Here is a 21,762-nt window from a genome sequence, read left to right as displayed (position 1 = left end):
ACGCGATGACGACGAGGGCGACGGCCCGGCCGGGCGGCTGACTCCGGGTTGCCAAGGGGCGCACACGAAGCGGCGGAGTGTGGCGGACCCCGAAAGTGCCGCGTTTGGCAGTGAAAGCTAGTGTTGATGCACATAAGTGGCAACTTGCCCCATTGCTGCGCTTATGCCGGGAGGTGAGGTGGCGACCGCGAAAGTCAGGTCCGAGAGCCACGCTGAACAGCCGCAGGCGGAGCAGCTCGGCGTTGTGTGGGCCTCGGACGAAGGGCACTGGAGCGCGCAGACGCTGACGCTGGCTCTCCAGCAGGCGGTGACGAGCCTGGGCGGCCTGGGCGCCCTCGTGCACAGGTGCGATTCCGCTACCGGTCGCCTGCACCTGGCGGCGGCCAGCGGGCTTCTCCCGGAGACCGCCGAGGTGTGGGCGGATCTTCGCACCGCGCAGGACGTGGCGCCCACACGCGCCGTGCGGCGTGGTGGCTACGTCTGGGTGTGCGGGGACAGCTTGGGGATCGGGGCAGCCGGCACGGCGGCACTGCCCCTCCCGGGCGCCGACGGGCCGGTCGGGGTGTTGTCCGTGCTCACGGCAGGGCCCGCCGAGCCGGACGACGAGCAGCGTTCCTTTCTCGGTGCGGTAGCGGCATGGGCCGCTGCGCGCCTGGAAGGCTTGCCCGGCACGGCGCCGGGCCTTACTTCGGCGGCGGGGTCCGAGAAGACGGTCCGGATGGGCGAGCTGACCGCGGCGCTCGCCGAGGCCGTCACCAGCCGGGATGTCGTGCAGGCCGTCGCGGACCATGTCCTGCCTCCGTTCTGTGCCGACGGGCTCGTGGTCTGGCTGATCGAAGGCGACCGAGTGGATGTGGTCGGCGCCGCCGGGTACCCACCGGAATTCCTCAGTCTTCTCGACCGGGTCCCGCTCACCGAGACCGCATCGGTGATGGATGTGCTGACGAGCGGTGCTCCCCGGTTCATCGGATCGCGCGCGGAGTATCGCCGGCGCTATCCAACAATGAAGATCGTGGCGGAGGCGTCACCGAAGAACGCCTGGGCGCTCCTGCCCGTGATCGCCTCCGGGCGGGCCATCGGCGTATGTGTGGTGTCGTTCGCCCGGGAGCGTGTCTTCAGCGACGAGGAGCGCACCCTGCTGACGGCGTTGAGCGGTCTGGTCGGCCAGGCGCTGGAACGGGCCCGGTTGTACGACATGGAACACGCCCGCGCACAGGAACTGCAGCGCGGCCTGCTTCCCCGGGAGCTTCCCCGTCTCCCCGTGGCCTGCGCCGCTGCGCGCTACCTGCCCGCGGGCCGGGGCGAGGAGGTGGGCGGCGACTGGTACGACCTGATCCCGCTGTCCGGCAGCCGGGTCGCCATCGTGATCGGCGACGTCATGGGACACGGCATCACCGAAGCGGTCACCATGGGTCGCCTGCGCACCGCTGTAAGCACCCTCGCCGACCTCGACCTGCCGCCCGACGAACTGATCGGCCACCTCAACGACCTGGTCAGCGACCTCGGTGACGACTTCTACGCCACCTGCCTGTACGCCGTCTTCGATCCCACCACCCGGACCTGTACGCTCTGCCTGGCCGGCCATCCCCCACCGGTCATCGTCTACCCCGACGGCACCGTGCTGTGCCCCTACCTGGCCGCCGATCCGCCGCTGGGCGCCGCGGAACCGCCCTTCGAGGTCCACGAACTGCATCTGGCCGAGGAGAGCCTGCTGGTGCTCTGCACCGACGGCCTGGTCGAATCCGCCACCCGCGACGTCGACCATGGAATGGCTCAGCTCTGCCGGATCCTGGCCCAGGCCGTGCCCCGCATTCCTCACCTCTGGTCAGGAGACGAGTGCGACGACGTCGGTTGCCTGGAAGAGCTCTGCGACACGGTCGTTTCGGCGCTGCTGCCCGCCCGTGAACAGACCGACGACGACGCCGCCCTGTTCATCGCTCACACCCGTGGTACCGCCGCCGAAGATGTCGCCACCTGCAGCCTCCCCGACGATCCCAGGGCAGCCGGACAGGCCCGCAGATATGTCCGCAAACAATTGGCCACCTGGGGACTGGACGAACTGACGGTCACCACCGAACTTCTGGTCAGCGAACTCGTCGGCAACGTGATCCGGCACGCGAAGGGCCCCGTATGCCTGCGCCTGCTGCGCAGCCGCTCTCTGATCTGCGAGGTCTACGACGGCAGCCTCAGTACCCCGCGCATCCGCCACGCCTCCTACACCGACGAAGGCGGCCGGGGCCTGCAGTTGGTGGCCGCCCTCTCCCGGCGCTGGGGCGCCCGCTACCTCTATGACGGCAAATGCATCTGGACCGAGCAATCCCTCCCTGCTGACGAACACGCGAAACAGCCTCTCGGGTGAGATGGACTCTCCTGGTGGCTGGGGGCCGTGGCCGAACGTAGAAGACTCCCACGCCTCCGGCGCCCTGATGACAAGGCGCGCGGCTCGACGTTTCGGTTACGTGAGCGATGAAGCCGCCTCTCTTGTCGTCGACCTCGCGAACCCACTGGCAATTGGCGCTTGCTCCACGTCACCTGCAAACCCGCTGCTGAAGGACCCGGCCCAGTGGCCGCTGATCAAGCTGAAGGGTCTTACTGACAAACCGAAGCTGCCCGACGAGGCGGAGCGAGCCCTGGCGCAGGTCAGGGTCTTCCTCCGGTCTGTGCGGGCTGTCCAGCTCAGAGTGGAGCGTTCACAGCGATGTGAGCATGTACGTCGACCTGACCAAGTCCGAGGGGCGCTCGGAGCGGCCAGAGGGATTCTCGGGACCGGTGGAGCCGGCGGTGAGCAGTGTCTACGGCACCAAGGTGAGCCTGTTCTGCACCCCCACCAGGATGCTGATCAGGGTCTCTGAAGAGACGTCGCAGCCTTTTGTCTCCGGCGAAGCGGTCGCGCGGCTTGTCGATGGTGGGCTCAACGCCGTCGTCGGCTCAGCGGAAGCCCAGAGGGAGTCGCTGCCCCGTGCGACCGTGACCCGGGGCGGGTAGGGGGTTCGGCCGAGAGGTCGGCTTCGAGGGAATGTCGGCGGCGATTCGCCGCCTGGTCAAGTCGGGGAGAATCGAGCAAGCCTGCAGCCTCCTCGCCTCTCCTGGCGACGTCGGGGAGCAGTGAACGCCCTGGGCTCCGAGCGGCGCTGCACTCGTCGCTTCCCAGCGGCAGGGACCGAGGTCTGCTCCTGCCGGACGAATGGTGGGTTCAGCGAGAAGACCGGCAGTGGGGTTTACGCCACCGCGAACGACATCCGCCGAGGGGAGCCCGGATCACCGTCGCCGTGTGGTCACTCGCCGGCTGACCCGGTGCCACCGCACATTCGCACCGGAAAGATCGAATTTGCCGATTCGGTGGGCAGTGGCTTCGATGAACTTCGTGTCCCGCCCGTTTTCCGTGCCCGCACGCCGACATCGGCCGGTCCGCCGAGCGCTTGCCATCGTCTTGGTGATCATGTGCCTCGGTCCGCTCGTGCTGACGGGCTGCACCCGATCGGACGAGCCACCGTCTCTGCCGCCCACTGGCGTCTACGAGCATGACGCAGCAAGTGAGAACTCGCAGGCCGAGCCGGCTCCTATCGACGGTACGGCAGGGGCTCTCACTCGGTCGTTGAGGGAGGCGGGTTGGTTCTGTGCGCAGGTGCGAGCCAATGCGGACGGCCGTGCCTTGTGGTGCCGAATCGGTCACCGCGACGAGGCGGACGGGGTCTATCCGCAGGTGGCGCAGTTTCTGCTGGACCGCGACGATCGGCTCGCCTGAGCGTGGTTCCCGTCCACAGAGGAGGCGAACCATGAGGACGATCAGGTTGCCGCGGCCGCGGCACCGGCGCTGGCCGCGATCTGGCCCGATGCCGGCGATCGCGTGCGGCAGGAGATCGACGACTTCAATCGCGATCTCCAGACCCCTACGGCGCGGCGGAGCGACGATATCCCCCGTACGGGGTGGCGGGACACGCACGCGGACTACAGCTACGACGGACACAATGGACTGGTCGTCACCGCTCTGGACACCTATGTGCGGCGCTGGCCGTTCGGCTCCGAGCACTATGCGACCACGATGAGCTCCGCTGTTGACGATCTCCTGGCCGGTGGTTACGACTGCTTCTATCCACCCCAGCAGAGCTGCAACCGCCCCCAGTCGAACGGTTACTTCCGGGTCGCCCTCCGTGGTGATCGGATTGTCTCGGCCCAGTTCGGAGTCGGCAGCCTGATCAAGTCGGGGCGGCAACGACACCTGCTCAGCGAGGAGTTTCCGCACGGCCTCACTTTTCTTACCGAGGCGGTCCGCCGACCGGTCACGAAGCGCATCGAACAGTCGCGGCGATCCGGCACCAGTTTCGCCGGTGTTGTGGCCGGAACGGTTGTGATCATCGACGCGCGCCGGGGCGTTGTCGACGGAGACGACCTCGTGGCGTACTTCGACATCCAGATCGGCGCCCCGCTGACCGCGACCTGATCACGCAGGCCGGAGTGGCACATCGGACCGCTGACAGCGTCACGGCTCCTCTTGCCGTGCTGAGCTGGGAAAACAGGGGTGCAGGTCATGGCTGGTCGATCGATCGTGATTCTCTGTGGTTCACCGCTGCTCGCCGTCCGTTCTGGTACGCATCTGGCACGACGGCCCTCCTCGTCGGCGCTGCGAGGGGGTGTCTGCCAAGATGCGTTCCAGGGTGCGTTGGCCCATCAGGCTCATGGCCGGGTTGGTTTCCAGGTAGTACCAGACGAGCCCCATCGCCTGTTCGAAGGCCCACGATTTGCCTCGTTCCCATTCAAGGTCTTCGCACTTGAGGTCGAGGCGGAGCACCTGCCGCGGCCCGGCCTCAAGCAGGTGCCAGGCACTCACGAGATCTAAAGCAGGGTCGGCCGGTCCGAAGCCGCCGACGTCGAGAATCCCGGCCAGCCGACCAGCGGACACGAGGACGTTGCCGGGAATGAGATCACTGTGGGTCATCACGTCGGCTGCTTCGCGAGGGAGACTTCGAAGGTCTTCCCACATCCGGCGAAGTCGGCGAACGTCCAGGAGTTGTTCGCTGTGCCTGAAACAGGTCTCCATCCACGCGTCGTGGGCTTGAAGGTCGCCTCCGCGGCCTCTTCCGGCGAACGTGCGGCCACGTGTGTCGATCGCGCGCAGGTCATTGATGAGATCGGCCAGGTCGTGGGCGAACGCGACCGATTCGGCCGGGTCCTCGTCGGTGGCCACGACGCCGGGCAGCCACGTCTGCACCGACCACGGAAGCGGGTATCCCGCGCCGGGTTCACCGAGCGCGACCGGCTCGGGCGTGGGAAACCGCGTTCGACCTGCCAGCTCGCGCGCTGCTTCCGCTTCGGACTCCAGCCGGCGCCGCGTCGGGTCGATGTCTCCGGGTAGTAGGGGGAACCGAGCTGTGAAGCGGTCGCCGACGCGAAAGACGGCGTTGACCGTCCCATGGGTGGCGATGCGGGTGATGGGCAGGCTCTGCCACTCGGGGAACTGCTCATCGACCAATATGCGCACCGTCTCCAGGGTCACCGTCAGCTGGTTGGCGTGCATCTTCACGCCGGCAGCCTTCCTCGCCCCGGTCTTCTTCTGCAACGTGTTTTCGGCGCCGCAGGGCGGCGTCGCGCCATGCAGCGGCGGAATCCTTACCTTACGACCGATGCTGTGCGCACCAGTATCGAGACCGCGTAAGTGCCGACCGTCAATATCCAGGGCATGGGTTGTTTTTTGTGTTCTCGCCGAGATTGTCCAGACGTTCGCCCCACTTCTCGCGGCCTTCGGAGGTCTTCAGGCTGTTGATCTCATCCCGGACCTTCTTGCCCGCGTAGGCGCCCCCGAGCGCTCCGGCCACTGGTTGCCCGGTGACAACGCCGAGAGCGGTGACCTTCACCGTGACCGCTGACCCGGCAACCGTGGCTACAGCGTCGATGATGTCGTGAGCCAAGGGGGTCTTCTTCTTCTTTCCCATATCGCCCCTCTTTCGCGACCGCTATGTTCGGTTGAACATGTCTGCACTGTAAAACATAGAAAGGTTTATGGCGGCGGCGAGCCATATGGTTGTCGCTTCCCGGATAGCAGGCTGAATACTGACATGGATCGTGTAATCTGCTGACAGCCGCGCGCTACTACTCGAGGTTGAACTGGTGTCGTAGGGGCTGATGGCTCGTCGTCCGTGCGGTATCACCGGAGCATGCGATATCCACAAGGAGGCGGGCTGACTGCCGAACGGCAGCAGTTCCGCGAGGAGTTACGGCTCAAGGCGGCCGAGCGGTTCGCCCAGGGCGAGGCGAGCTCGGTCATCGCCAAGGCCCTGCGCGTCAACGTCCGCTCGGTACAACGGTGGCGGCAGAAGTGGGAGCAGGGCGGTCCGCGGGCCCTGCGGTCACAGCGCGGCCGCTCCCGCAGACGGATCTCCATCGCCGCGCTGACCTGCCGTCCAGCGCATCCGGCGCGGCCTACGGCACATCCAGTACCGCAGCGAACTCATAGACGGCTGCCTCGCCGAGACCGGCCTGGCAATCAGACCCACCTGAGCAACCCGGCCACATCACGAGTTCAACCTCAGTAATGCAGGGCGGCCGCGAGTGCCTCGGCCAGGGTCACGGGCGGGCGGCCGATCAGGCGGCGCAAGTCGCCAGAGTCGGTGTACATCTCGCCGCGCTTCATACCGCGGTCAGCGTCAGCGAGGACCTCCGCCAGCTCGGCGGGTAGGCCCGCGGCGTCCAGTACCTGGGCGAAGTCGGCCACCGGGAGGTCAGCGTAGGTAACCTGCTTTCCGGCCGCAGCGGAGATCGCGGCGGCGAGCTCAGTCAGGGTGAAGGATTCGTCGCCGCCGAGCTCGTACACGGCGCCGGTGTGGCCTTCAGCGGTGAGGACGACCGCTGCGGCCTCGGCGTAGTCGGCGCGGGACGCGGCGCTGATCCGCCCCTCGCCTGCGGCGCCGACGACCGCGCCGTTCTGCAGGATCTGCGGCAGTTGGCTGGTGTAGTTCTCCAAGTACCAGCCGTTGCGCAGCAGCACGCTGGGGATTCCGTGGTCCCGCAGATACGCCTCGGTCTCGCTGTGCGTGGCACCGATGACGGTGGTGGCCGTGTCCGCGTGCGTCGTGCTCGTGTACGCCACTAGCGACACGCCTGCGGATGCCGCGGCGTCGATCACGCGGCGGTGGTTGGCGACCCGCTCGCCCACGGGGACCGAGGCCGAGATCAGCAGCAGCCTGTCCGCCCCCGCGAATGCCTCGGCCAGGCCGTCCGTGTCCGCGAAGTCGGCGCGGCGTACCGTGATGCCTCGGTCGGCCAAATCCTTGATCCCGGCGATGTCCCGGCCGGTCGCGATGATGTCCGCGGCCGGGATCCCGCGCCGCAGCAGTGCCTCGACGGTGAGCCTGCCCAGCTGGCCGGTGGCTCCAGTGACGACGATCGGCATGATGGTCATTCCTTCCTTCCGCGCGTGCCTCGCACGCCTGCCGCGGTCCGTCCGCCGCGGGATAGAACACAGAATGACCTGAACACTCTCTGTTGGGGAGTAGCCACTTCTTGGTAGGGTACTTACCGCAGCGAAAGCATTGAGGTGAACCGTATGGCTGCTGTCGAGAATGCGACCGGGCCCATGCCGTCATTCGATCCGTACGAGCGCGGCTGCCCGTCGCGGGACCTGCTCGACCAGATCGGCAGCAAGTGGGCGGTCCTCGTGCTGGGCGAACTCGGCCGGAACGGGACCTCCCGGTTCGGTCATCTCCGGCAGGCGCTGGCGGGCGTGAGCGAGAAGATGCTCACCCAGACGCTGCGCACCCTCGAACGCGACGGGCTGGTCAGCCGGACCGTCTACCCAGAGGTGCCGCCGCACGTGGAGTATGAGCTGACCGCGCTCGGCCAGACGCTACGGGAACCGCTGAAGGCGCTCACGGAGTGGTCCGTGCTGCACATCGAAGAAGTCATCACCGCCCGCGAAGAGTACGACGACCGCACTGAGCGCACCAGGTAATCAGCGGCGGCCAGTGGTCTGGTCATGGACGGCCGCCTCGCCGAGACCGGCCCGACAATCAGACCACCTAAGCCACCCGGCGACATCACGAGTTCAACCTCAGTAGTCAAGCAGCTCGGGTCGGCGGATTGTCAGGGGCGTCGAGCCGCTATGTAGCGGTCGTTGTCTTCCAGTCAGGTCGGGCGGCACCCGGTGTCCGATCCGGAGGGCCGCCGTACCTCTCCATGACGCGCGGCCGTTCTCGGACACGACGACGGGCATCGCCGGATCGGCGGCCGACGAGCCGCCGCACTGAGCGCGATGGCCCAAAAGTGCAATTTCTGCGCGGGGGTGGCGCGGTGACACTGTGCGTGTCGGGAATTTCCGTCAGTCAAACCTTTAGTCAAGGAGAGGCGCTATGTCCGAGGACAAGGCCCCCGAGGCCCTCGACGCCACCGAGACGGACGACGTCGAGGTCGTGGCGCACAGCACCGAAGAGGAAGAGGAGCCGGGCACCTGCCTCACCAACAACAGCAACGCGCTGTGAGCTTTGCCGGCTGGGTGAAGGCTTCCGGCTTCGCAACGAGGCCGGAAGCCTTCCCGATCTCGCCACCATGACGTCACGGAGGCCACAGTGAACGTGAGCAGCGGGGAGCGGATCCTCAAAGGGGCGAAGAACTGGTGGTTCGTCGGTCCCGGCGGCGTGGCTCGGCTACGCGCCCGGCACCTGACCCCCGGGGGTGCGCTCCAGCCGGGCACAGAGCGCCGGCTGCGCGAGAGCGGGCTGCTCACCACCGCCCCGGTGACCGCCTATTCGCTCACCGTTCTGACCAGCACCGACTGCAACCTGGGATGCGGGTACTGCTTCCAGAACACCAGCCAGGACACTGCCGGTGGCAGTCGCCCGCCGCGGATCGCCCACGCCCGGCTGACGCCGGAGACCGTCACGTCCATTCTCCGTTTCACCGACCGGCAGATGGCCGCGGCCGGGCTGGACAAGCTCAAGATCCTGCTGTTCGGCGGAGAGCCCCTGCTCAACCCCAGAGGCTGCGTGGAACTGCTGTCGCGGGCGGTCGGTCATGGGCTGGCCTCCGCGTCGATGATCTCCAACCTCACGCTGCTCACACCGTCGCTGGCCAGGCGACTCGAAGAGCTCCGGCTCAAGTCCGTCCAGGTCACCTTCGACGGCGATCGGGATGACCACGACCGGATCCGGGTCCGCCGGTCGCACGGCGGGACCTTCGACACCATCGTCCGCAACATCGCCAGGGCTTCGGAGGTCACCTCGATCCGGTGGACGCTGAGGGTGAACGTCTCCCACCACACGTTCCGGGGGGTCGACGCCCTCGTCGACCGGCTCGCCGCCGCCCTGGATCCCTCGCGATGCGGCATCTACTTCGCCCAGGTGGGGGACGTGGGCATCGGGTACGCGAACGACCTGACGCCGACCGGCGAGCTGGCGGCCGGATTCGCCCGATGGCAGCGCTCGGCGCTCGATCACGGCTTCTCCGTGAGCAGGCCGCGTGCTCACCTGCCATGCGCCACCTGCGGGTACGGCGACGGCCGCTACGGCGCGGTGGCGAACGCGGACGGCACCCTGTCCAGCTGCTGGGAGACCGCGGGGAAACCCGGCTGGGAGGTCGGCTCGGTCGCCGAGGGCTACCTTCCCGGCGCGCAGACCCGCGAACGCTGGATCTCCTGCGCGGACCTGTACCGCAACCAGCAGGACGAGCGTGCGCTCGCGGCCTTCCGCGACGCCGTCGACGCCGCCCTGCTCGACCACCTCGACGAGACGGGACGCCTCTAGCGATGCCATCGTCCCGCCGGTACCCGGACGCGCCCCGCGACGACGTCGTCCAAGAGCTGCACGGGCGGCGCGTCCCCGATCCCTACCGCTGGCTCGAGGACTCCGAGGACCCCAGGACACTGCGGTGGACCGCGGAGCAGGAGGTTCTCTACCAAGCGGAACGGGCGACGTGGCCGGACGCGGACCGGTGGCGGGCGGAGCTGACGGCGCTCAACGCCACCGACCTCGTCATCACCCCGAAGGCGCGCGGTTCCCGGATCTTCGTGGAGCGGCGGGACGCGGGACAGGACCACCCGGTGCTCTACGTCCGCGAGGGGGAGGCCGAGAGGCCCCTGCTGGATGTGCGTGCGCTGGATCCGGCCGGCCGTACCGTGCTCGAGTCCTGGGAGCCGTCCGTGGAGGGCGACCGGCTCGCCTGTCTGATCTCCCGTGACGGCACCGAGGACGCGACGCTGTGGGTGCTCGACGTCGCCACCGGGGCGGTCGCCGACGGGCCCATCGGCCGGGTGCGCCGGACGTCGATCGGATGGCTACCGGGTGGCGAGGCCTTCTACTACGTGGGCCGCCTGGCATCGGAGGCGCTCTACCAGCGCCGAATCTACCTGCACAAGGTCGGCTCCGAGCCGGATACCGACGTCCTCGTGTTCGGCGAGGGCCGGGAGAGAACCCAGTTCTACACCGTGGCCGTCACACCGGACGGCCGATGGCTCACCGTCACCGCCGCGACCGGCACCGACCGCGGTGCGGCGGTCTACCTGGCCGACCTGTCCACGAGCCCGCCCGGATGTCCGGACCTGCGGCCGGTCCAGGAAGCCGGACAGGGCCGCACCCGGGTACGCATCGCCCCGGGCACCGGTCCGCACGACCCCATGTGGCTGCGCACCGACAGGGACGCCGCTCGCGGACGCGTCGTCGTGTGCACCCCGGCGGACCCGGCTCCCGGCGCCTGGCGCGAGCTGATCGCCGAACGCCCCGACGCGGTGCTGGACGACCTCACCGTCCTCAGCGGCCCCGAGCTCGCGCGGCCGATCGGGCTGGTCTCCTGGATCCGCCACGCGGCCGCGGAGATCACCGTCCACGACCTGACCGACGGCCGTGAGCTGGGGACCGTCCCGCTGCCCGGCGTCGGTTCCATCGGGCGGATCTCGGTACGGCCGGAAGCGGGACACGAAGCCTGGTTCCCCTACACCGACTACGCCACGCCCCCCTTGGTGCTCCACTACGACGCGCGAACGGGCCAGGTCGGGCCGTGGTCGCCGGCGCCGGGGATCGGCGCTCCTCGCGTGAAGGCCGGTCTGGAGACCTGCCGGTCCGCGGACGGCACGACGGTACGGATGTTCGTGGCGTCCCCGTCGGGTTCCCCCGATCGTCCACGCCCCGCCATCCTCATGGGATACGGCGGCTTCGGCGTGTCGATGTCGCCGCGCTACTCGCCTCTGATCGTCGCCTGGGTCGAGGCGGGCGGGATCTTCGCCACCGCGTGCCTGCGCGGGGGCGGCGAGGAGGGCGAGGAGTGGCACCGTGCCGGCCGCGGGCCGAGAAAGCAGAACACCTTCGACGACTTCGACGCCGCCGCCGACCATCTGGTCGAGGCGGGCTGGACCAGGCCCGGCCAGCTCGCGATCATAGGCGGCTCCAACGGAGGCCTCCTCGTGGGCGTGGCGCTCACCCAGCACCCCGGAAAGTACTCGGCCGCCGTGTGCATGTCTCCGCTCCTGGACATGGCCCGTTACGAGCTCCACGGGCTCGGGCCGAGCTGGGTCCCGGAGTACGGCAGCGCCGCCGACCCCGACCAGGCGCGGACGCTGCTGTCGTACTCCCCCTACCATCACGTCGTCCCGGACGTCGCGTACCCCCCGGTCCTGTTCACCGCGTCCGACGGTGACACCAGGGTGGATCCGCTGCACGCGCGGAAGATGTGCGCCGCGCTCCAGCACGCCACGTCGGGGGAGGGCCCGGCGCTGTTCCGGTTCGAGCGGGGGGTGGGCCACGGGGTTCGCTCCGCGTCCAGCGGGGTGGCGCTGTTCGCCGACTGCCTGGCCTTCCTCGCCGCCCACCTCGGGGTGAGTCCGGCATGAACGTCCTGCTCTGCCCGCTGAGCGACGGGGGGTATCTGTATCCGGCGATCGCGGCCGGACGCGAGCTCCAACGGCGGGGGAACACCGTCTGCGTGCTGGGCAGGACCTCGGCCGCGCAGATCGTGGCCGAATCCGGCCTGCCGTACCTGACGGCGGAGCGGTACGGCGGGCAGCGGGGGTTCTCGGTCGCCAGGTGGCGCGACGGAGGGCCGGCGCAGTTCCGGGCCGCCCTCCGAGCCGCTCGGCAGGTCCGGGCCGACGTGCTCGTCACCTCGGTCCTGTGCCACGGAGCACTGCTCGCCGCCGAGGCGCTGGACATCCCGGCGGTGGTGCTGGGGCTGTCGGCCCACCTGTTGAACTACGCGGCCGGAGGCCACGACGAGCCGCAGCCCGGTATGAGCAGGCAAGCGCGGTCACGCGAGATCCTTCAGTACTACCGCGAGCTGCGCGCGGAGGTCGGCCTGGCCGCACGGAGCGACCCGTGGCCGGAGAGCCCGCTGTTCGGCGCGGCGTTGCTGCTGCGGGGTGATCCCGTCTTCGAGTACCCGGGCGCGGTGCTGCCCGAGCGCGTGCACCACGTCGGACCGCTGGCGTGGGAGCCGACGGCGGACGGGGCCGACGTCGACACCGTGATGGAACATCTCGACCGGGTGGGCAAGCCCGTCGTCTACGTGCATCTCGGTCGCTTCTTCGGAGGGAAGGTCCAGTGGCCGCGGCTCAACTCGGCCTTCACCGGCGGCCCGTTCCAGGCCCTGGTCGAGCAGGGCCGGACGCTGGATCCGCGCCCTGACCCCGGCGCGGACATGCTGCTCGTGCGCAGGCCGTACATGGGGCCGTTCGTCGACCGGGCCGGACTGGTGCTGACCAGCGGCACGTCGGCGCCGGTGCTGGCCGCGCTACTGCGGGGACGGCCGCTCGGAGTGACGCCCAACGGGTCCGAGCAGCCGCTGCTGGCCGCGGCGTGCGTCCGGGCCGGGGTCGCGGTGTACGCACTGGACGACATGGACTCCGATCCGTGGAAGATGCTCCGCCTGGCCTGGGAGGACCCGGGGCTGCGGAAACGCGCGGCGGATCTCGGCCGCAGGCTGGCCTCGGCCGACAGCGCGTCACGCGCGGCCGACGTCGTCGAACTCTCCTGCGCCCGGGTGGCCCGGAAGCCGCACCGACCCGCGGACCGGGCCGTGGACACGATGCCTCTCGAAACACGATGGCTCTCGAAAGGGGCAGATGGATGACCGAACCTGCGACGACCTACGCGGACGAGAGGGCGACCGGCGACCTGGAGCGGCTGTCGGCCGGGGCCAGGCGCTGGATCAGTGACAACCTGGAGTACCTCGATCCGTCGTATTCGGGGCTGCCCGTCACACCCAAGGTGAAGGCGTGCCTGGAACTGGCGCAGCTCTGTGCGATATGGACGAGGTTGCGGCCCGACGACGAGGATCTGGCGAAGGTGGCCGCGACCGTCCGGAAGATCTGGCATGACCCGGACTTCCCACGGCAGCTGACGGCCATGCCCAGGTACTACCGGGCGTACGGCCTGGCCTTCGGCGCGCTGGCACCCCCCGGGCTCACCGACGGGCGCCACTGGGCCGTCCTCGAGGAGCTGGCTCCCGGCGGCTTTTTCCCGCTCTACGGCAGGTCGCCGCACGTGCGCCTCGAAACCCGTTACTACGCGGAACGAGCCGGCCTCCGCCACGACTTCCCTTCGTACCGGGAGCTGTACGAGAGCACCCTCCTCGCCGACTGGACCACGACGTATCCGGTCGACATCGAGGACGCCTACGTCATCACGCACATCCTGTTCCACCTGAGCGACTTCGGCGCCCGGGACCCCGGCTTCACCGACGACGAGCGGAGGCGGATCTTCCAGGTCCTCGACGAACTGACGACCCACTTCGTGGAGATCGACTACTGGGATCTCGTCGGGGAGTTCCTGCTCTCGCAGTCCCTCGTCGGCGAGGATCCGACCCGCACCCGGTCCGGTCTGGCCGCGATACGGAACCTCCTGGAGGCCCAACTGCCCAGCGGGGCCATACCCGGACGGTACGCCGCCCAGCGGCCACCGGAGTCGGCGTCGGCGGTCGAGGTCTTCCGGAAGGCCTATCACACCACTCTCGTGACCGCCATGGCTACGATGATCACCTTGTCCGCGTCGCGCCGCCGGTAGCCCTGGTCCTCTCGTGCCTGCCACTGTCAAGCACCGGTTCCTGATCAATCGCGACTATGCCCGCCTGTGGTACGGGCAGGCCGTCTCGTCCACGGGAGACGTCGTCTTCAGCACCACCCTCGTCCTGTGGGTGGCCGATGTCCTGGCCAAGGACCAGTCGTGGGCGCCCGCGGCGGTGAGCGGCATCCTGCTGGCAGTGGGCGGCGCGGTGCTGTTCGTGGGTCCGATCGCCGGGGTGTTCGTCGACCGGTGGGACAAGATGCGCACCATGCTCGGCACCGAGGTGATCCGCGGCGTTGTGGTGGCGTTCCTGACGGTGGTGGCGCTCCTGCCCGCCGATGCGATCCCGGTCTGGGCCTGGCTCGCACTGATCTACACGTCCGTCCTCGTGCTGAACGCCACGGGTCAGTTCTTCGGGCCCGCGCGTCTGTCCATCATCAGGGACATCGTGACAGGCGAGGCCGACCGGGCCCGGGCGGCGGGCATCGCCCAGGGCACGGCCGGGGCCATCGCCATCGTCGGCCCGCCGCTCGCCGCGCCGCTGATGTTCAGCGTCGGGCTGCAATGGGCGCTGCTCCTCAACGCGGCGTCCTATGCCGTGTCCTACGCCGTCATCCGCTCGGTCCGCCGCGACTCCGCCCCTGACCCGGGCAGATCGGACGGCTCGCAGCCCGGGCTGCGCAAGGAGTTCGTCGTCGGCCTGCGCTTCTTCGCCGGCAGCAGGTTTCTGGTCGCCCTGCTGACCCTCGCGGTGATCGGTCAGTGCGGGCTGGGCGCCCTGAACACGTTGAACGTGTTCTTCCTCACCGACAACCTGCACTCGCCATCTCATCTGTTCGGCTACCTCGGCACGGCGGAGGGCGTCGGCGGGATCATCGGCGCGCTGTGCGCCGGGAGGGTCGTGCAGTGGATCGGCGCCCGGAGGACCGCGTGGATCGGCCTGATCGTGAGCGGCGCGTTGCTGCTCACCTATACACGGCAGACCGAGTTCCTCGGCGGTCTCATCGTGCTCTCCCTGTTCGTGATTCCCATCACCATGCTCAACACGGCGATGACGCCACTGCTGCTCGCCGCCGCGCCGAAGGAGTATCTGGGCCGGGTCATGGCCGTGTTCTATCCGGTCACGCAACTCGCCTCGATGCTGGCCGCGTCGGCCGCCGGTTGGCTGGCCAGCACCGACCTGCGCAACCTCGACGGCTCGCTGGCCGGGGTGCGGTTCGGGCCGATCGACTCGATCCTCGCTCTGTCAGGCCTGCTCATCCTGATCGCCGGTGTCTACGCGAGGGCCGCCCTGGCCGCCGCGGAACGGTCGACGTCGGCGGCCCCGGCTGCCGAACACGGATGACGACGGGACTACCGGAACTACACCGGGAGCAAACCGCATCAATACTGCGATCCCACAGCATTACGTCATGTTCGCTCCTCCTGATCGGAGTCCGGGGTCCGCGATCGACAGCGGGACGGCCAGGCGTCGGCACGCCAGGCTCGGGCCGCGGCGGGCGGCGGGTCCTGCGCTGAGCGGCTGCACGACGTGCGGATCCCAGGACGTCCGGGGATGCGTCAGCATCGGGAATGACGCCCTTCCTTCGCCGATCGCCGCGGCGCTGTTGCTCGCCCCGTCGTTGACGGCCCGGGAGGCGTCGGTCTTCGAACTGCTCGGCCTCGGCTACGACAACCGGTCCATCGCCAGAATGCTGTCGATCAGCGAACGTACGGCCAAACGGCACATCACCGCGATTCTCGCCAAGCTGCGGTTGGAGTCGCGGCTCCAGGCAGGACTCACCGCGATGCTCGTGAGCCTGACCACCCAGACGGATCTGGCACACCAGACGCGCGCGTGACGGTCACGCGGCGTGCCTTCGAACCGCCAGGCGGCCGTCGCCGGCGAGGGTGGTGAGCAGGCGCCGCCTCACCCGGTGACCGCTGTGGAGCGTTGACCTGGGCGTCGGGCCGGTCATGGATGGCCGTGATTGTCCCCTCGTCCCCCTGTCTAATCGCGCGGTAATTGCACGACGACCACGCGCACGACCTGCGGCGGTACGGCATGGGCGCGGCCTGGCCCCTGATCCACCTCTGTCCTCCTCGTAGCTGCCGACCCCCGGGACGGGCCCGCTGTGTCAAGGGTCAGCGAAGCTGTTCGCGGAGCGACGCCGTAGGCGCCCTTGACTCGGGGAGAACGGCCGGGACGCTTGAGCAGCGAGGAGGACGGTGGTCACCAGGTGTCGTAAGCGGGCGATCTGCCGGTCAACGCCGACCGTGAGTGTGCCGTTCGGAGCACCGCCTGCCGAGATGTTCTTACAGGTAGTCTCGCCAGAACGAAACCGATGCATGCGGCTGCCATGTCTCGGCGCGCTCAGGGCGCGGGTCCCGGAACTCCTGGTCAATGTAGTCGAGCAGGTCGGTCCCGTAGTAAATGGTGTCAGTGCCCCGCATGGATAGAACCGGATGTCCGAAGCTTCCACGCCCAGCCGGCAGGAACCGATGCGCATAGACCGGGACCATTCCGGGGACATCCGCCACTCGCACCCGGGCTATTTCGACGGCTTCAAGAGGATCGTTTGGTCGCTTGCCCCAGCTCGATCGCCAGTGGCCATGCTCGACGTCCCACAGGAGATAGTCGACTGGCCAATCGACATGTTTACGCAGCGTCTCAGGGTCTGCGTTGCGCCAGTCGGGCCATGGGTTCTCCCATGTCTGGCCCGCCACCCAAGGCTGACGCACCGGTAACCCTGCTGCCAGGAAAGCCCGGTGCTCGTCGGCGAACTCGAACCCGTACTCGTGCTCGATGCGAGCAAATTCCGCCTCGGAAAGTCCTTCCTCAATCTCACAGCAACCTAGCTGAGCCAGGCGATGTGCGGCTTCCGTACCTAGCCGGGAACCCTCTTCACTGATCACTTTGCGAACATAGCGCCTGCCGCTTGTAGCCCTGGACTAGCAAGGGAGCGCAGGTCACCGATAGCGGATTGAATCGCGAGGTCTGGCGGGGGGTGTATCGCCGGTTTCGGCGGGCTTATTGGGTGGGCGGAGGAGCGTAGGCAACAGCCCGAGCTGCCGGCGGCCGGGACCGGCCCCCAGGCCGCACGCCCGGCCGCCGAGCGGGCGCAGGGTGGAAGCTGGGACCGTGCGTGTTCGGGCGGCCTTCGTCGAGCGCTCCACGGGTGAACTGGTCCTCGGGCCTCCCAAGTCCAAGGCCGGGCGGCGGACCGTGGGCATTCCGCAAGCGATCGTCCCCGCGCTGCGTGAGCACCTGGCGACCTACGTCCAGGACGAGCCAGGCGCGCTGCTCTTCCCCCGGGGCCAAGGGCGGCCCATTGCGGCGTAGCGGCTTCCCGTACGCGCTGGGTGGACGTGGTCAAGGAGATGGATCTCCCCGGTCTTCACTTCCATGATCTCCGTTACACCGGCAACATGCTCGCCGCCGAGTCGGGCGCGGGGCTCAAGGACCTCATGTCTCGGATGGGGCACGAAAACGTCCGCGCCGCGATGATCTACCAGCACGCCGTACGGGGTGCGACAAGACGATCACGGACGCCATCGACCGGCAGATCATCCGGCGCGACGACGACGAGGGCGACCACCCGGCCGGGCTGCTAGGGCCGGGGCGTGGCCCCGTTCGCCGTGGCCAGGAACCGTTCGACTCCGTCGGGGTTCTTCAGCACATGGAGTTCGGCGGTGCCCGCGTGTTCGGCGATCGCGTCCATTACAAGGGGCAGAGCGCGACACCGGTAGGTGAGGACCCAGCGCCAGAAGGTCAGATCCTCGCGGGAGCGGCGCAGCGCACGCCAGGCGCAGCGCCAGAGCGCAAAGTCCAGGACGACCACCGTGTCAGCGGCTCGTAGACGGACGTCGAGGACGTCGTAGGGACCCAGGTCACCATCGAGGACCCATTGGGGCGCATCGACGAGCCGCCGCTGAACGACCTCCCACTCCTCCTTGGGGGTGGGAGAGAGCCCGGCGCTCCAGAAGCGCTTGTCCAGTTCGACGACCGGCAGCGACAGCACCTCACCGAGCCGGACCGCCAGCGTGGACTTGCCCGCGCCACCCCTTCCGAGGACCACGACCCTGTTCATCCCGCCTCCTCAGCCTGCTCCTGAACCAGTTACTCATGAACTGAAGATCTGGACTGCGAACAGAGCCTGGCTCCGGTGAGCTGACCAAGACCTAATGGCACGCGAAGATCGAACACCGTCAGAAACAACCAAGGCCCGGGTCTGGAAACTATCCCTGACCTGGGCCTTCGTACGTGGAGCGGGTGACGGGAATCGGACCCGCTCTGTCAGCTTGGGAAGTCTTTCAAGATCAAGCTAGCTGAGCTGGGAAAACTACAACCTGGGCCTATGGCGGTCGCGTGACCGCGAGTCCCCGTGGCTTCCCGCTGATAGCCATCCGATCGGGCACGCAACGGGCACGGCCACCGTGTCCCTGACGCTAGCGAGATCGCGAGCGTAGACTCTGAGCATGAGCGCTGGGCATGCGCATGAGGAGCTTCATCACCTGGTGGATCGGCTGTCGCCGGACCAGGCGGGTCGGCTGCTGCGGTTGGTCAAGACGGACCCGGAACTCGCTGAGGCCGCGAACGAAGATCTGTCGGAACCGGTACGGCGTCGTCGGCTGTCGATCGCGGGGATCGGCGCATCCGGAGAGGGCGATCTGTCAGAACGGGTCGAAGATCTGCTGGCGGAGCGATTCGATCGGTCGGTGTGACCGCTACGCTCCTGGACACAGGGCCGCTGATCGCCGTTGTCGATCGCGATGACAAGCACCATGCCTCGTGTGTGCGACTCCTTGAGCAGTTGGAAGGGCCGTTGCTTCTGCCCTCAACCGTCCTTATCGAGGCCGGTTGGACGATCAACAGGCACATGGGACCGGCCGTACACGCGCAGTTTCTTGATCTCGTCACGGCAGAGTTCGAGCTGGTCGATCTGCTCGCCGCTGACGTACGACGTATGGCCGAACTCGTCCGGCTCTACAAAGATGCTCGCCTCGACCCTGCCGATGTGTCCGTGGTCGCAATCGCCGAGCGTCTGGGAATCACACAGATCGCGACGATCGACCGGCGCGATTTCGGACTGATCCGGCCGCGGCATGTGGCGGCGTTCAGGCTACTGCCGGAGGTGCTCGCTTAGATCTTGGAGCGGGTGACGGGAATCGAACCCGCGCTGTCAGCTTGGGAAGCTGATGTTCTGCCATTGAACTACACCCGCGTGACGGGCCGTGGAGCTCGTCGCTGCCCCTACTGTAGCGGATTCAAGGCGTGCTCCTGCAGTCCCGACGCGAAGATCCCTGACACCGGCGCTCAATGGGCCTACTAGCCTGGCACCGTGCTGCTTTCCGATCGTGACCTTCGCGCCGAGATCGAGTCGGGCAGGGTGAAGCTCGACCCGTACGACCCGGTGATGATCCAGCCGTCCAGTGTCGACGTACGCCTGGACCGCTACTTCCGGGTGTTCGAGAACCACCGGTACCCGCACATCGACCCGGCGATGGAGCAGCCCGACCTGACCCGGCAGGTGGAGCCGGAGGGCGACGAGCCGTTCATCCTGCATCCGGGGGAGTTCGTGCTGGCCAGCACGTACGAGGTGATCAGCCTTCCGGACGACATCGCCTCGCGGCTTGAGGGCAAGTCGAGCCTGGGCCGGCTGGGACTGCTCACGCACTCCACGGCCGGGTTCATCGACCCCGGTTTCCAGGGGCATGTGACGCTCGAACTGTCGAACGTCGCCACACTGCCGATCAAGCTGTGGCCCGGTATGAAGATCGGCCAGCTCTGCATGTTCCGGCTCAGCTCGCCCGCCGAGTTCCCGTACGGCTCAGACCGGTACGGTTCGCGCTATCAGGGGCAGCGCGGGCCGACTCCCAGCCGGTCGTTCCTCAACTTCCACCGGACGAGGATCTGAGCGGAACCTGGCAACAAGTGTGTCACGGGAGCCCTTCCGGGCAGCTGGGAGGGGAAGAGTAGGTTACAAGTGGGCCTGCATGGCCTGAACTTCGCATTTCAACTGGTAACCCGTACCCTTCTCTGCGGACCGTCCCCGCACACTGGAGAAACGACGTGCGCCTGCGTCTCACGCCCCGTGAGGACAGCTACTACGACTTGTTCGCCGACTCGGCGAACAACCTCGTCACCGCATCGCGTCTGCTGGTCGAGATCATCAGCGACGGTTCGGACCGTGACGCCCTGGCCGAGAAGATGCGCGCCTGCGAACACGCGGGTGACGAGCGCACTCACGCCATCATGAACCGGCTCAACGAGAGCTTCATCACGCCCTTCGACCGCGAGGACATCTACCGCCTCGCGTCGAACCTCGACGACGTGATGGACTTCATGGAGGCCGCCGCCGACCTGATCGTCCTCTACCAGATCGACCACCTGCCCAAGGAGGTCGTACGCCAGGTGGAGGTCCTGGAGAGGGCGGCGGAGCTCACCGCGGACGCGATGCCGCGCCTGCGCTCTATGCAGCACCTCAACGAGTACTGGATCGAGATCAACCGGCTGGAGAACCAGGCCGACCAGATCTACCGCCGGCTGCTGGCCAAGCTCTTCAGCGGTGAGTACGACGCGCTGACCGTGATGAAGATGCGCGAGGTCATCGAGCAGCTCGAACTCGCCGCGGACGCCTTCGAGCACGTCGCGAACACGGTCGAGACGATCGCGGTCAAGGAAAGCTAAGTGGAGCTCGCGCTTGTCATCAGCGTGGTCGTCATCGCGCTGGTGTTCGACTACACCAACGGCTTCCACGACGCCGCCAACGCGATCGCCACGTCGGTCTCCACCCGGGCGCTGACCCCCCGGGTGGCGCTGCTCATGGCGGCGGTCATGAACTTCATCGGCGCCCATCTCGGCACCTCGGTCGCCTCGACCGTGGGGAAGGGGATCATCGACGCTCCGGACGGCAGGCACGGCCTGATCATCGTCGGCGGGGCGCTGTTCGGCGCCATCGTGTGGAACCTCATCACCTGGTACTTCGGCCTGCCGTCGTCGAGCAGCCACGCCCTGATCGGCGGGCTCGTCGGCTCGGCACTGGCGGCGAGCGCGTCCGTGCACTGGAGCGGGGTGATCGAGAAGGTCGTCATCCCGATGGTGCTGTCCCCTGTCGTGGGGCTCCTCCTGGGCGCGGTCATCATGATCGCGATCTTGTGGATCTTCCGCAGGGCCAACCCCCACCGGGCCAGCAAGGGGTTCCGGTACGCCCAGACGCTGTCGGCGGCCGCGATGGCCCTCGGTCACGGCCTGCAGGACGCGCAGAAGACGATGGGTGTGATCTTCCTCGCCCTGGTCGTCGGCGGTTATGTCTCTCCCGACTCGCACATCCCCGAATGGGTCATCACCTCATCGGCGCTGGCGATCTCCCTCGGCACGTACGCCGGCGGGTGGCGGATCATGCGCACCCTCGGCCGCCGGATCATCCACCTCGACCCGCCGCAGGGCTTCGCGGCCGAGGCCGCCGCGGCGAGCGTGCTCTACACGGCGGCCCTCGGGTTCGGCGCGCCCATCTCGACCACCCACACCATCACCAGCGCCATCATGGGCGTCGGCGCGACCAAGCGGCTGTCGGCCGTACGGTGGGGCATCGCGGGCAGCATCGTGACCGCGTGGGTCCTGACGATCCCGGCGGCGGCCGTCGTGGCCGCGATCGGCTACTTCATCCTCAACCTCGTCCTCGGCTGACAGTGATGATGTAGATGAGCACCTCCCGCCAGGGCTTGACCCATCGGCTGACTGACCTCGGGTCCTCAACGGGATCTGTCGGTCCTGGCGGGAGGCGCTCATGTGCACTCACTGGAC

Annotated in this window: 24 protein-coding genes, 1 tRNA gene and 1 pseudogene; 20 read left to right on the top strand and 6 right to left on the bottom strand. The window is 68.0% G+C overall.

The window, feature by feature from the left end:
* The first annotated feature begins 178 nt into the window (after positions 1–178).
* From HHX33_RS31845 to HHX33_RS35340, 4 genes are all read left to right on the top strand, one after another.
* Complete coding sequence (locus HHX33_RS31845) at positions 179–2,359, top strand: ATP-binding SpoIIE family protein phosphatase (RefSeq protein WP_220502424.1); 2,181 nt, start codon at positions 179–181, stop codon at positions 2,357–2,359.
* A 347-nt stretch (positions 2,360–2,706) separates the two neighbouring features.
* On the top strand, positions 2,707–2,985 hold the full coding sequence (locus HHX33_RS31840) for a hypothetical protein (protein ID WP_182877816.1): 279 nt from the start codon (positions 2,707–2,709) through the stop codon (positions 2,983–2,985).
* A gap of 370 nt (positions 2,986–3,355) precedes the next feature.
* Complete coding sequence (locus HHX33_RS35345; RefSeq protein ID WP_220502423.1) at positions 3,356–3,745, top strand: hypothetical protein; 390 nt, start codon at positions 3,356–3,358, stop codon at positions 3,743–3,745.
* Positions 3,746–3,847: 102 nt separating this feature from the next.
* Positions 3,848–4,441: a hypothetical protein gene (locus HHX33_RS35340; RefSeq protein WP_220502422.1), complete on the top strand. Its 594-nt coding sequence runs from the start codon at positions 3,848–3,850 to the stop codon at positions 4,439–4,441.
* 120 nt (positions 4,442–4,561) lie between these two features.
* Here HHX33_RS35340 and HHX33_RS31830 read toward each other — a convergent pair whose 3' ends face one another.
* Positions 4,562–5,515 carry an aminoglycoside phosphotransferase family protein gene (locus HHX33_RS31830; protein ID WP_182877839.1) on the bottom strand — a complete coding sequence of 318 codons (954 nt, stop codon included), beginning with the start codon at positions 5,513–5,515 and terminating at the stop codon, positions 4,562–4,564.
* Positions 5,516–5,663: 148 nt separating this feature from the next.
* Positions 5,664–5,930 carry a hypothetical protein gene (locus HHX33_RS31825; RefSeq protein ID WP_133305873.1) on the bottom strand — a complete coding sequence of 89 codons (267 nt, stop codon included), beginning with the start codon at positions 5,928–5,930 and terminating at the stop codon, positions 5,664–5,666.
* Between the two features lie 222 nt (positions 5,931–6,152).
* On the opposite strand from HHX33_RS31825, the gene HHX33_RS37805 reads away from it, so the two are divergent.
* On the top strand, positions 6,153–6,530 hold the full coding sequence (locus tag HHX33_RS37805) for a helix-turn-helix domain-containing protein (protein ID WP_220502420.1): 378 nt from the start codon (positions 6,153–6,155) through the stop codon (positions 6,528–6,530).
* On the opposite strand, the gene HHX33_RS31815 is transcribed toward HHX33_RS37805, so the two are convergent.
* A complete protein-coding gene (locus tag HHX33_RS31815) occupies positions 6,524–7,387 on the bottom strand; it encodes an SDR family oxidoreductase (RefSeq protein ID WP_220502419.1) in 864 nt (287 codons plus the stop codon). The genes HHX33_RS37805 and HHX33_RS31815 overlap by 7 nt on opposite strands.
* A gap of 153 nt (positions 7,388–7,540) precedes the next feature.
* On the opposite strand from HHX33_RS31815, the gene HHX33_RS31810 reads away from it, so the two are divergent.
* The 8 genes from HHX33_RS31810 (at position 7,541) to HHX33_RS31780 (ending at position 15,817) form a co-directional block, all read left to right on the top strand.
* Complete coding sequence (locus tag HHX33_RS31810; protein ID WP_068897377.1) at positions 7,541–7,945, top strand: winged helix-turn-helix transcriptional regulator; 405 nt, start codon at positions 7,541–7,543, stop codon at positions 7,943–7,945.
* A gap of 397 nt (positions 7,946–8,342) precedes the next feature.
* Positions 8,343–8,471 carry a hypothetical protein gene (locus HHX33_RS36780; RefSeq protein ID WP_259403076.1) on the top strand — a complete coding sequence of 43 codons (129 nt, stop codon included), beginning with the start codon at positions 8,343–8,345 and terminating at the stop codon, positions 8,469–8,471.
* A gap of 87 nt (positions 8,472–8,558) precedes the next feature.
* Positions 8,559–9,731, top strand: a complete 1,173-nt coding sequence (locus tag HHX33_RS31805; RefSeq protein ID WP_182877814.1) for a radical SAM protein — start codon at positions 8,559–8,561, stop codon at positions 9,729–9,731.
* Positions 9,732–9,733: 2 nt separating this feature from the next.
* Entirely contained in the window at positions 9,734–11,809 is a 2,076-nt protein-coding gene (locus tag HHX33_RS31800; protein WP_182877813.1) for a prolyl oligopeptidase family serine peptidase, read from the top strand.
* The gene (locus HHX33_RS31795) at positions 11,806–13,044 is read left to right on the top strand and encodes a glycosyltransferase (RefSeq protein WP_220502418.1); all 1,239 of its coding nucleotides are present in this window, start codon (positions 11,806–11,808) and stop codon (positions 13,042–13,044) included. The genes HHX33_RS31800 and HHX33_RS31795 overlap by 4 nt, the downstream gene beginning before the upstream one ends.
* Entirely contained in the window at positions 13,041–13,976 is a 936-nt protein-coding gene (locus HHX33_RS31790) for a DUF6895 family protein (RefSeq protein WP_182877812.1), read from the top strand. The genes HHX33_RS31795 and HHX33_RS31790 overlap by 4 nt, the downstream gene beginning before the upstream one ends.
* A 13-nt stretch (positions 13,977–13,989) precedes the next feature.
* Positions 13,990–15,321: an MFS transporter gene (locus HHX33_RS31785; RefSeq protein ID WP_182877811.1), complete on the top strand. Its 1,332-nt coding sequence runs from the start codon at positions 13,990–13,992 to the stop codon at positions 15,319–15,321.
* A gap of 67 nt (positions 15,322–15,388) precedes the next feature.
* Positions 15,389–15,817: a response regulator transcription factor gene (locus HHX33_RS31780; RefSeq protein WP_182877810.1), complete on the top strand. Its 429-nt coding sequence runs from the start codon at positions 15,389–15,391 to the stop codon at positions 15,815–15,817.
* A 454-nt stretch (positions 15,818–16,271) separates the two neighbouring features.
* On the opposite strand, the gene HHX33_RS31775 is transcribed toward HHX33_RS31780, so the two are convergent.
* On the bottom strand, positions 16,272–16,871 hold the full coding sequence (locus HHX33_RS31775) for a hypothetical protein (RefSeq protein ID WP_182877809.1): 600 nt from the start codon (positions 16,869–16,871) through the stop codon (positions 16,272–16,274).
* 226 nt (positions 16,872–17,097) lie between these two features.
* On the opposite strand from HHX33_RS31775, the gene HHX33_RS31770 reads away from it, so the two are divergent.
* Both HHX33_RS31770 and HHX33_RS37800 read left to right on the top strand, forming a co-directional pair.
* Complete coding sequence (locus HHX33_RS31770; protein ID WP_182877808.1) at positions 17,098–17,298, top strand: hypothetical protein; 201 nt, start codon at positions 17,098–17,100, stop codon at positions 17,296–17,298.
* Between the two features lie 17 nt (positions 17,299–17,315).
* Positions 17,316–17,570, top strand: a pseudogene (locus tag HHX33_RS37800) (tyrosine-type recombinase/integrase); the annotation flags it as partial.
* Here HHX33_RS37800 and HHX33_RS31760 read toward each other — a convergent pair.
* The gene (locus HHX33_RS31760) at positions 17,567–18,046 is read right to left on the bottom strand and encodes an adenylate kinase (protein WP_182877807.1); all 480 of its coding nucleotides are present in this window, start codon (positions 18,044–18,046) and stop codon (positions 17,567–17,569) included. The pseudogene HHX33_RS37800 and the gene HHX33_RS31760 sit on opposite strands and share 4 nt — an antisense overlap.
* Positions 18,047–18,434: 388 nt before the next feature.
* Here HHX33_RS31760 and HHX33_RS31755 point away from each other — a divergent pair, with 388 nt between their 5' ends.
* Both HHX33_RS31755 and HHX33_RS31750 read left to right on the top strand, forming a co-directional pair.
* The gene (locus HHX33_RS31755; RefSeq protein WP_182877806.1) at positions 18,435–18,680 is read left to right on the top strand and encodes a hypothetical protein; all 246 of its coding nucleotides are present in this window, start codon (positions 18,435–18,437) and stop codon (positions 18,678–18,680) included.
* The gene (locus tag HHX33_RS31750; protein ID WP_182877805.1) at positions 18,677–19,102 is read left to right on the top strand and encodes a type II toxin-antitoxin system VapC family toxin; all 426 of its coding nucleotides are present in this window, start codon (positions 18,677–18,679) and stop codon (positions 19,100–19,102) included. Before HHX33_RS31755 ends, HHX33_RS31750 begins: the two co-directional genes overlap by 4 nt.
* Positions 19,103–19,106: 4 nt before the next feature.
* On the opposite strand, the gene HHX33_RS31745 is transcribed toward HHX33_RS31750, so the two are convergent.
* Positions 19,107–19,180, bottom strand: a tRNA-Gly gene (locus HHX33_RS31745).
* Positions 19,181–19,297: 117 nt separating this feature from the next.
* On the opposite strand from HHX33_RS31745, the gene dcd reads away from it, so the two are divergent.
* The 3 genes from dcd (at position 19,298) to HHX33_RS31730 (ending at position 21,645) form a co-directional block, all read left to right on the top strand.
* Complete coding sequence (gene dcd, locus HHX33_RS31740) at positions 19,298–19,873, top strand: dCTP deaminase (RefSeq protein ID WP_182877804.1); 576 nt, start codon at positions 19,298–19,300, stop codon at positions 19,871–19,873.
* 155 nt (positions 19,874–20,028) lie between these two features.
* Positions 20,029–20,646, top strand: a complete 618-nt coding sequence (locus tag HHX33_RS31735; protein WP_036328787.1) for a DUF47 domain-containing protein — start codon at positions 20,029–20,031, stop codon at positions 20,644–20,646.
* Positions 20,647–21,645, top strand: a complete 999-nt coding sequence (locus tag HHX33_RS31730; RefSeq protein WP_182877803.1) for an inorganic phosphate transporter — start codon at positions 20,647–20,649, stop codon at positions 21,643–21,645.
* The last annotated feature ends 117 nt before the right edge of the window (positions 21,646–21,762 follow it).

It is taken from the genome of Microbispora sp. H10670 (genome assembly GCF_014161385.1).
Taxonomy (GTDB): domain Bacteria; phylum Actinomycetota; class Actinomycetes; order Streptosporangiales; family Streptosporangiaceae; genus Microbispora; species Microbispora triticiradicis.
Note: the sequence above shows the minus strand (reverse complement) of the source record. Positions and strands in the feature narration are given on the sequence as shown.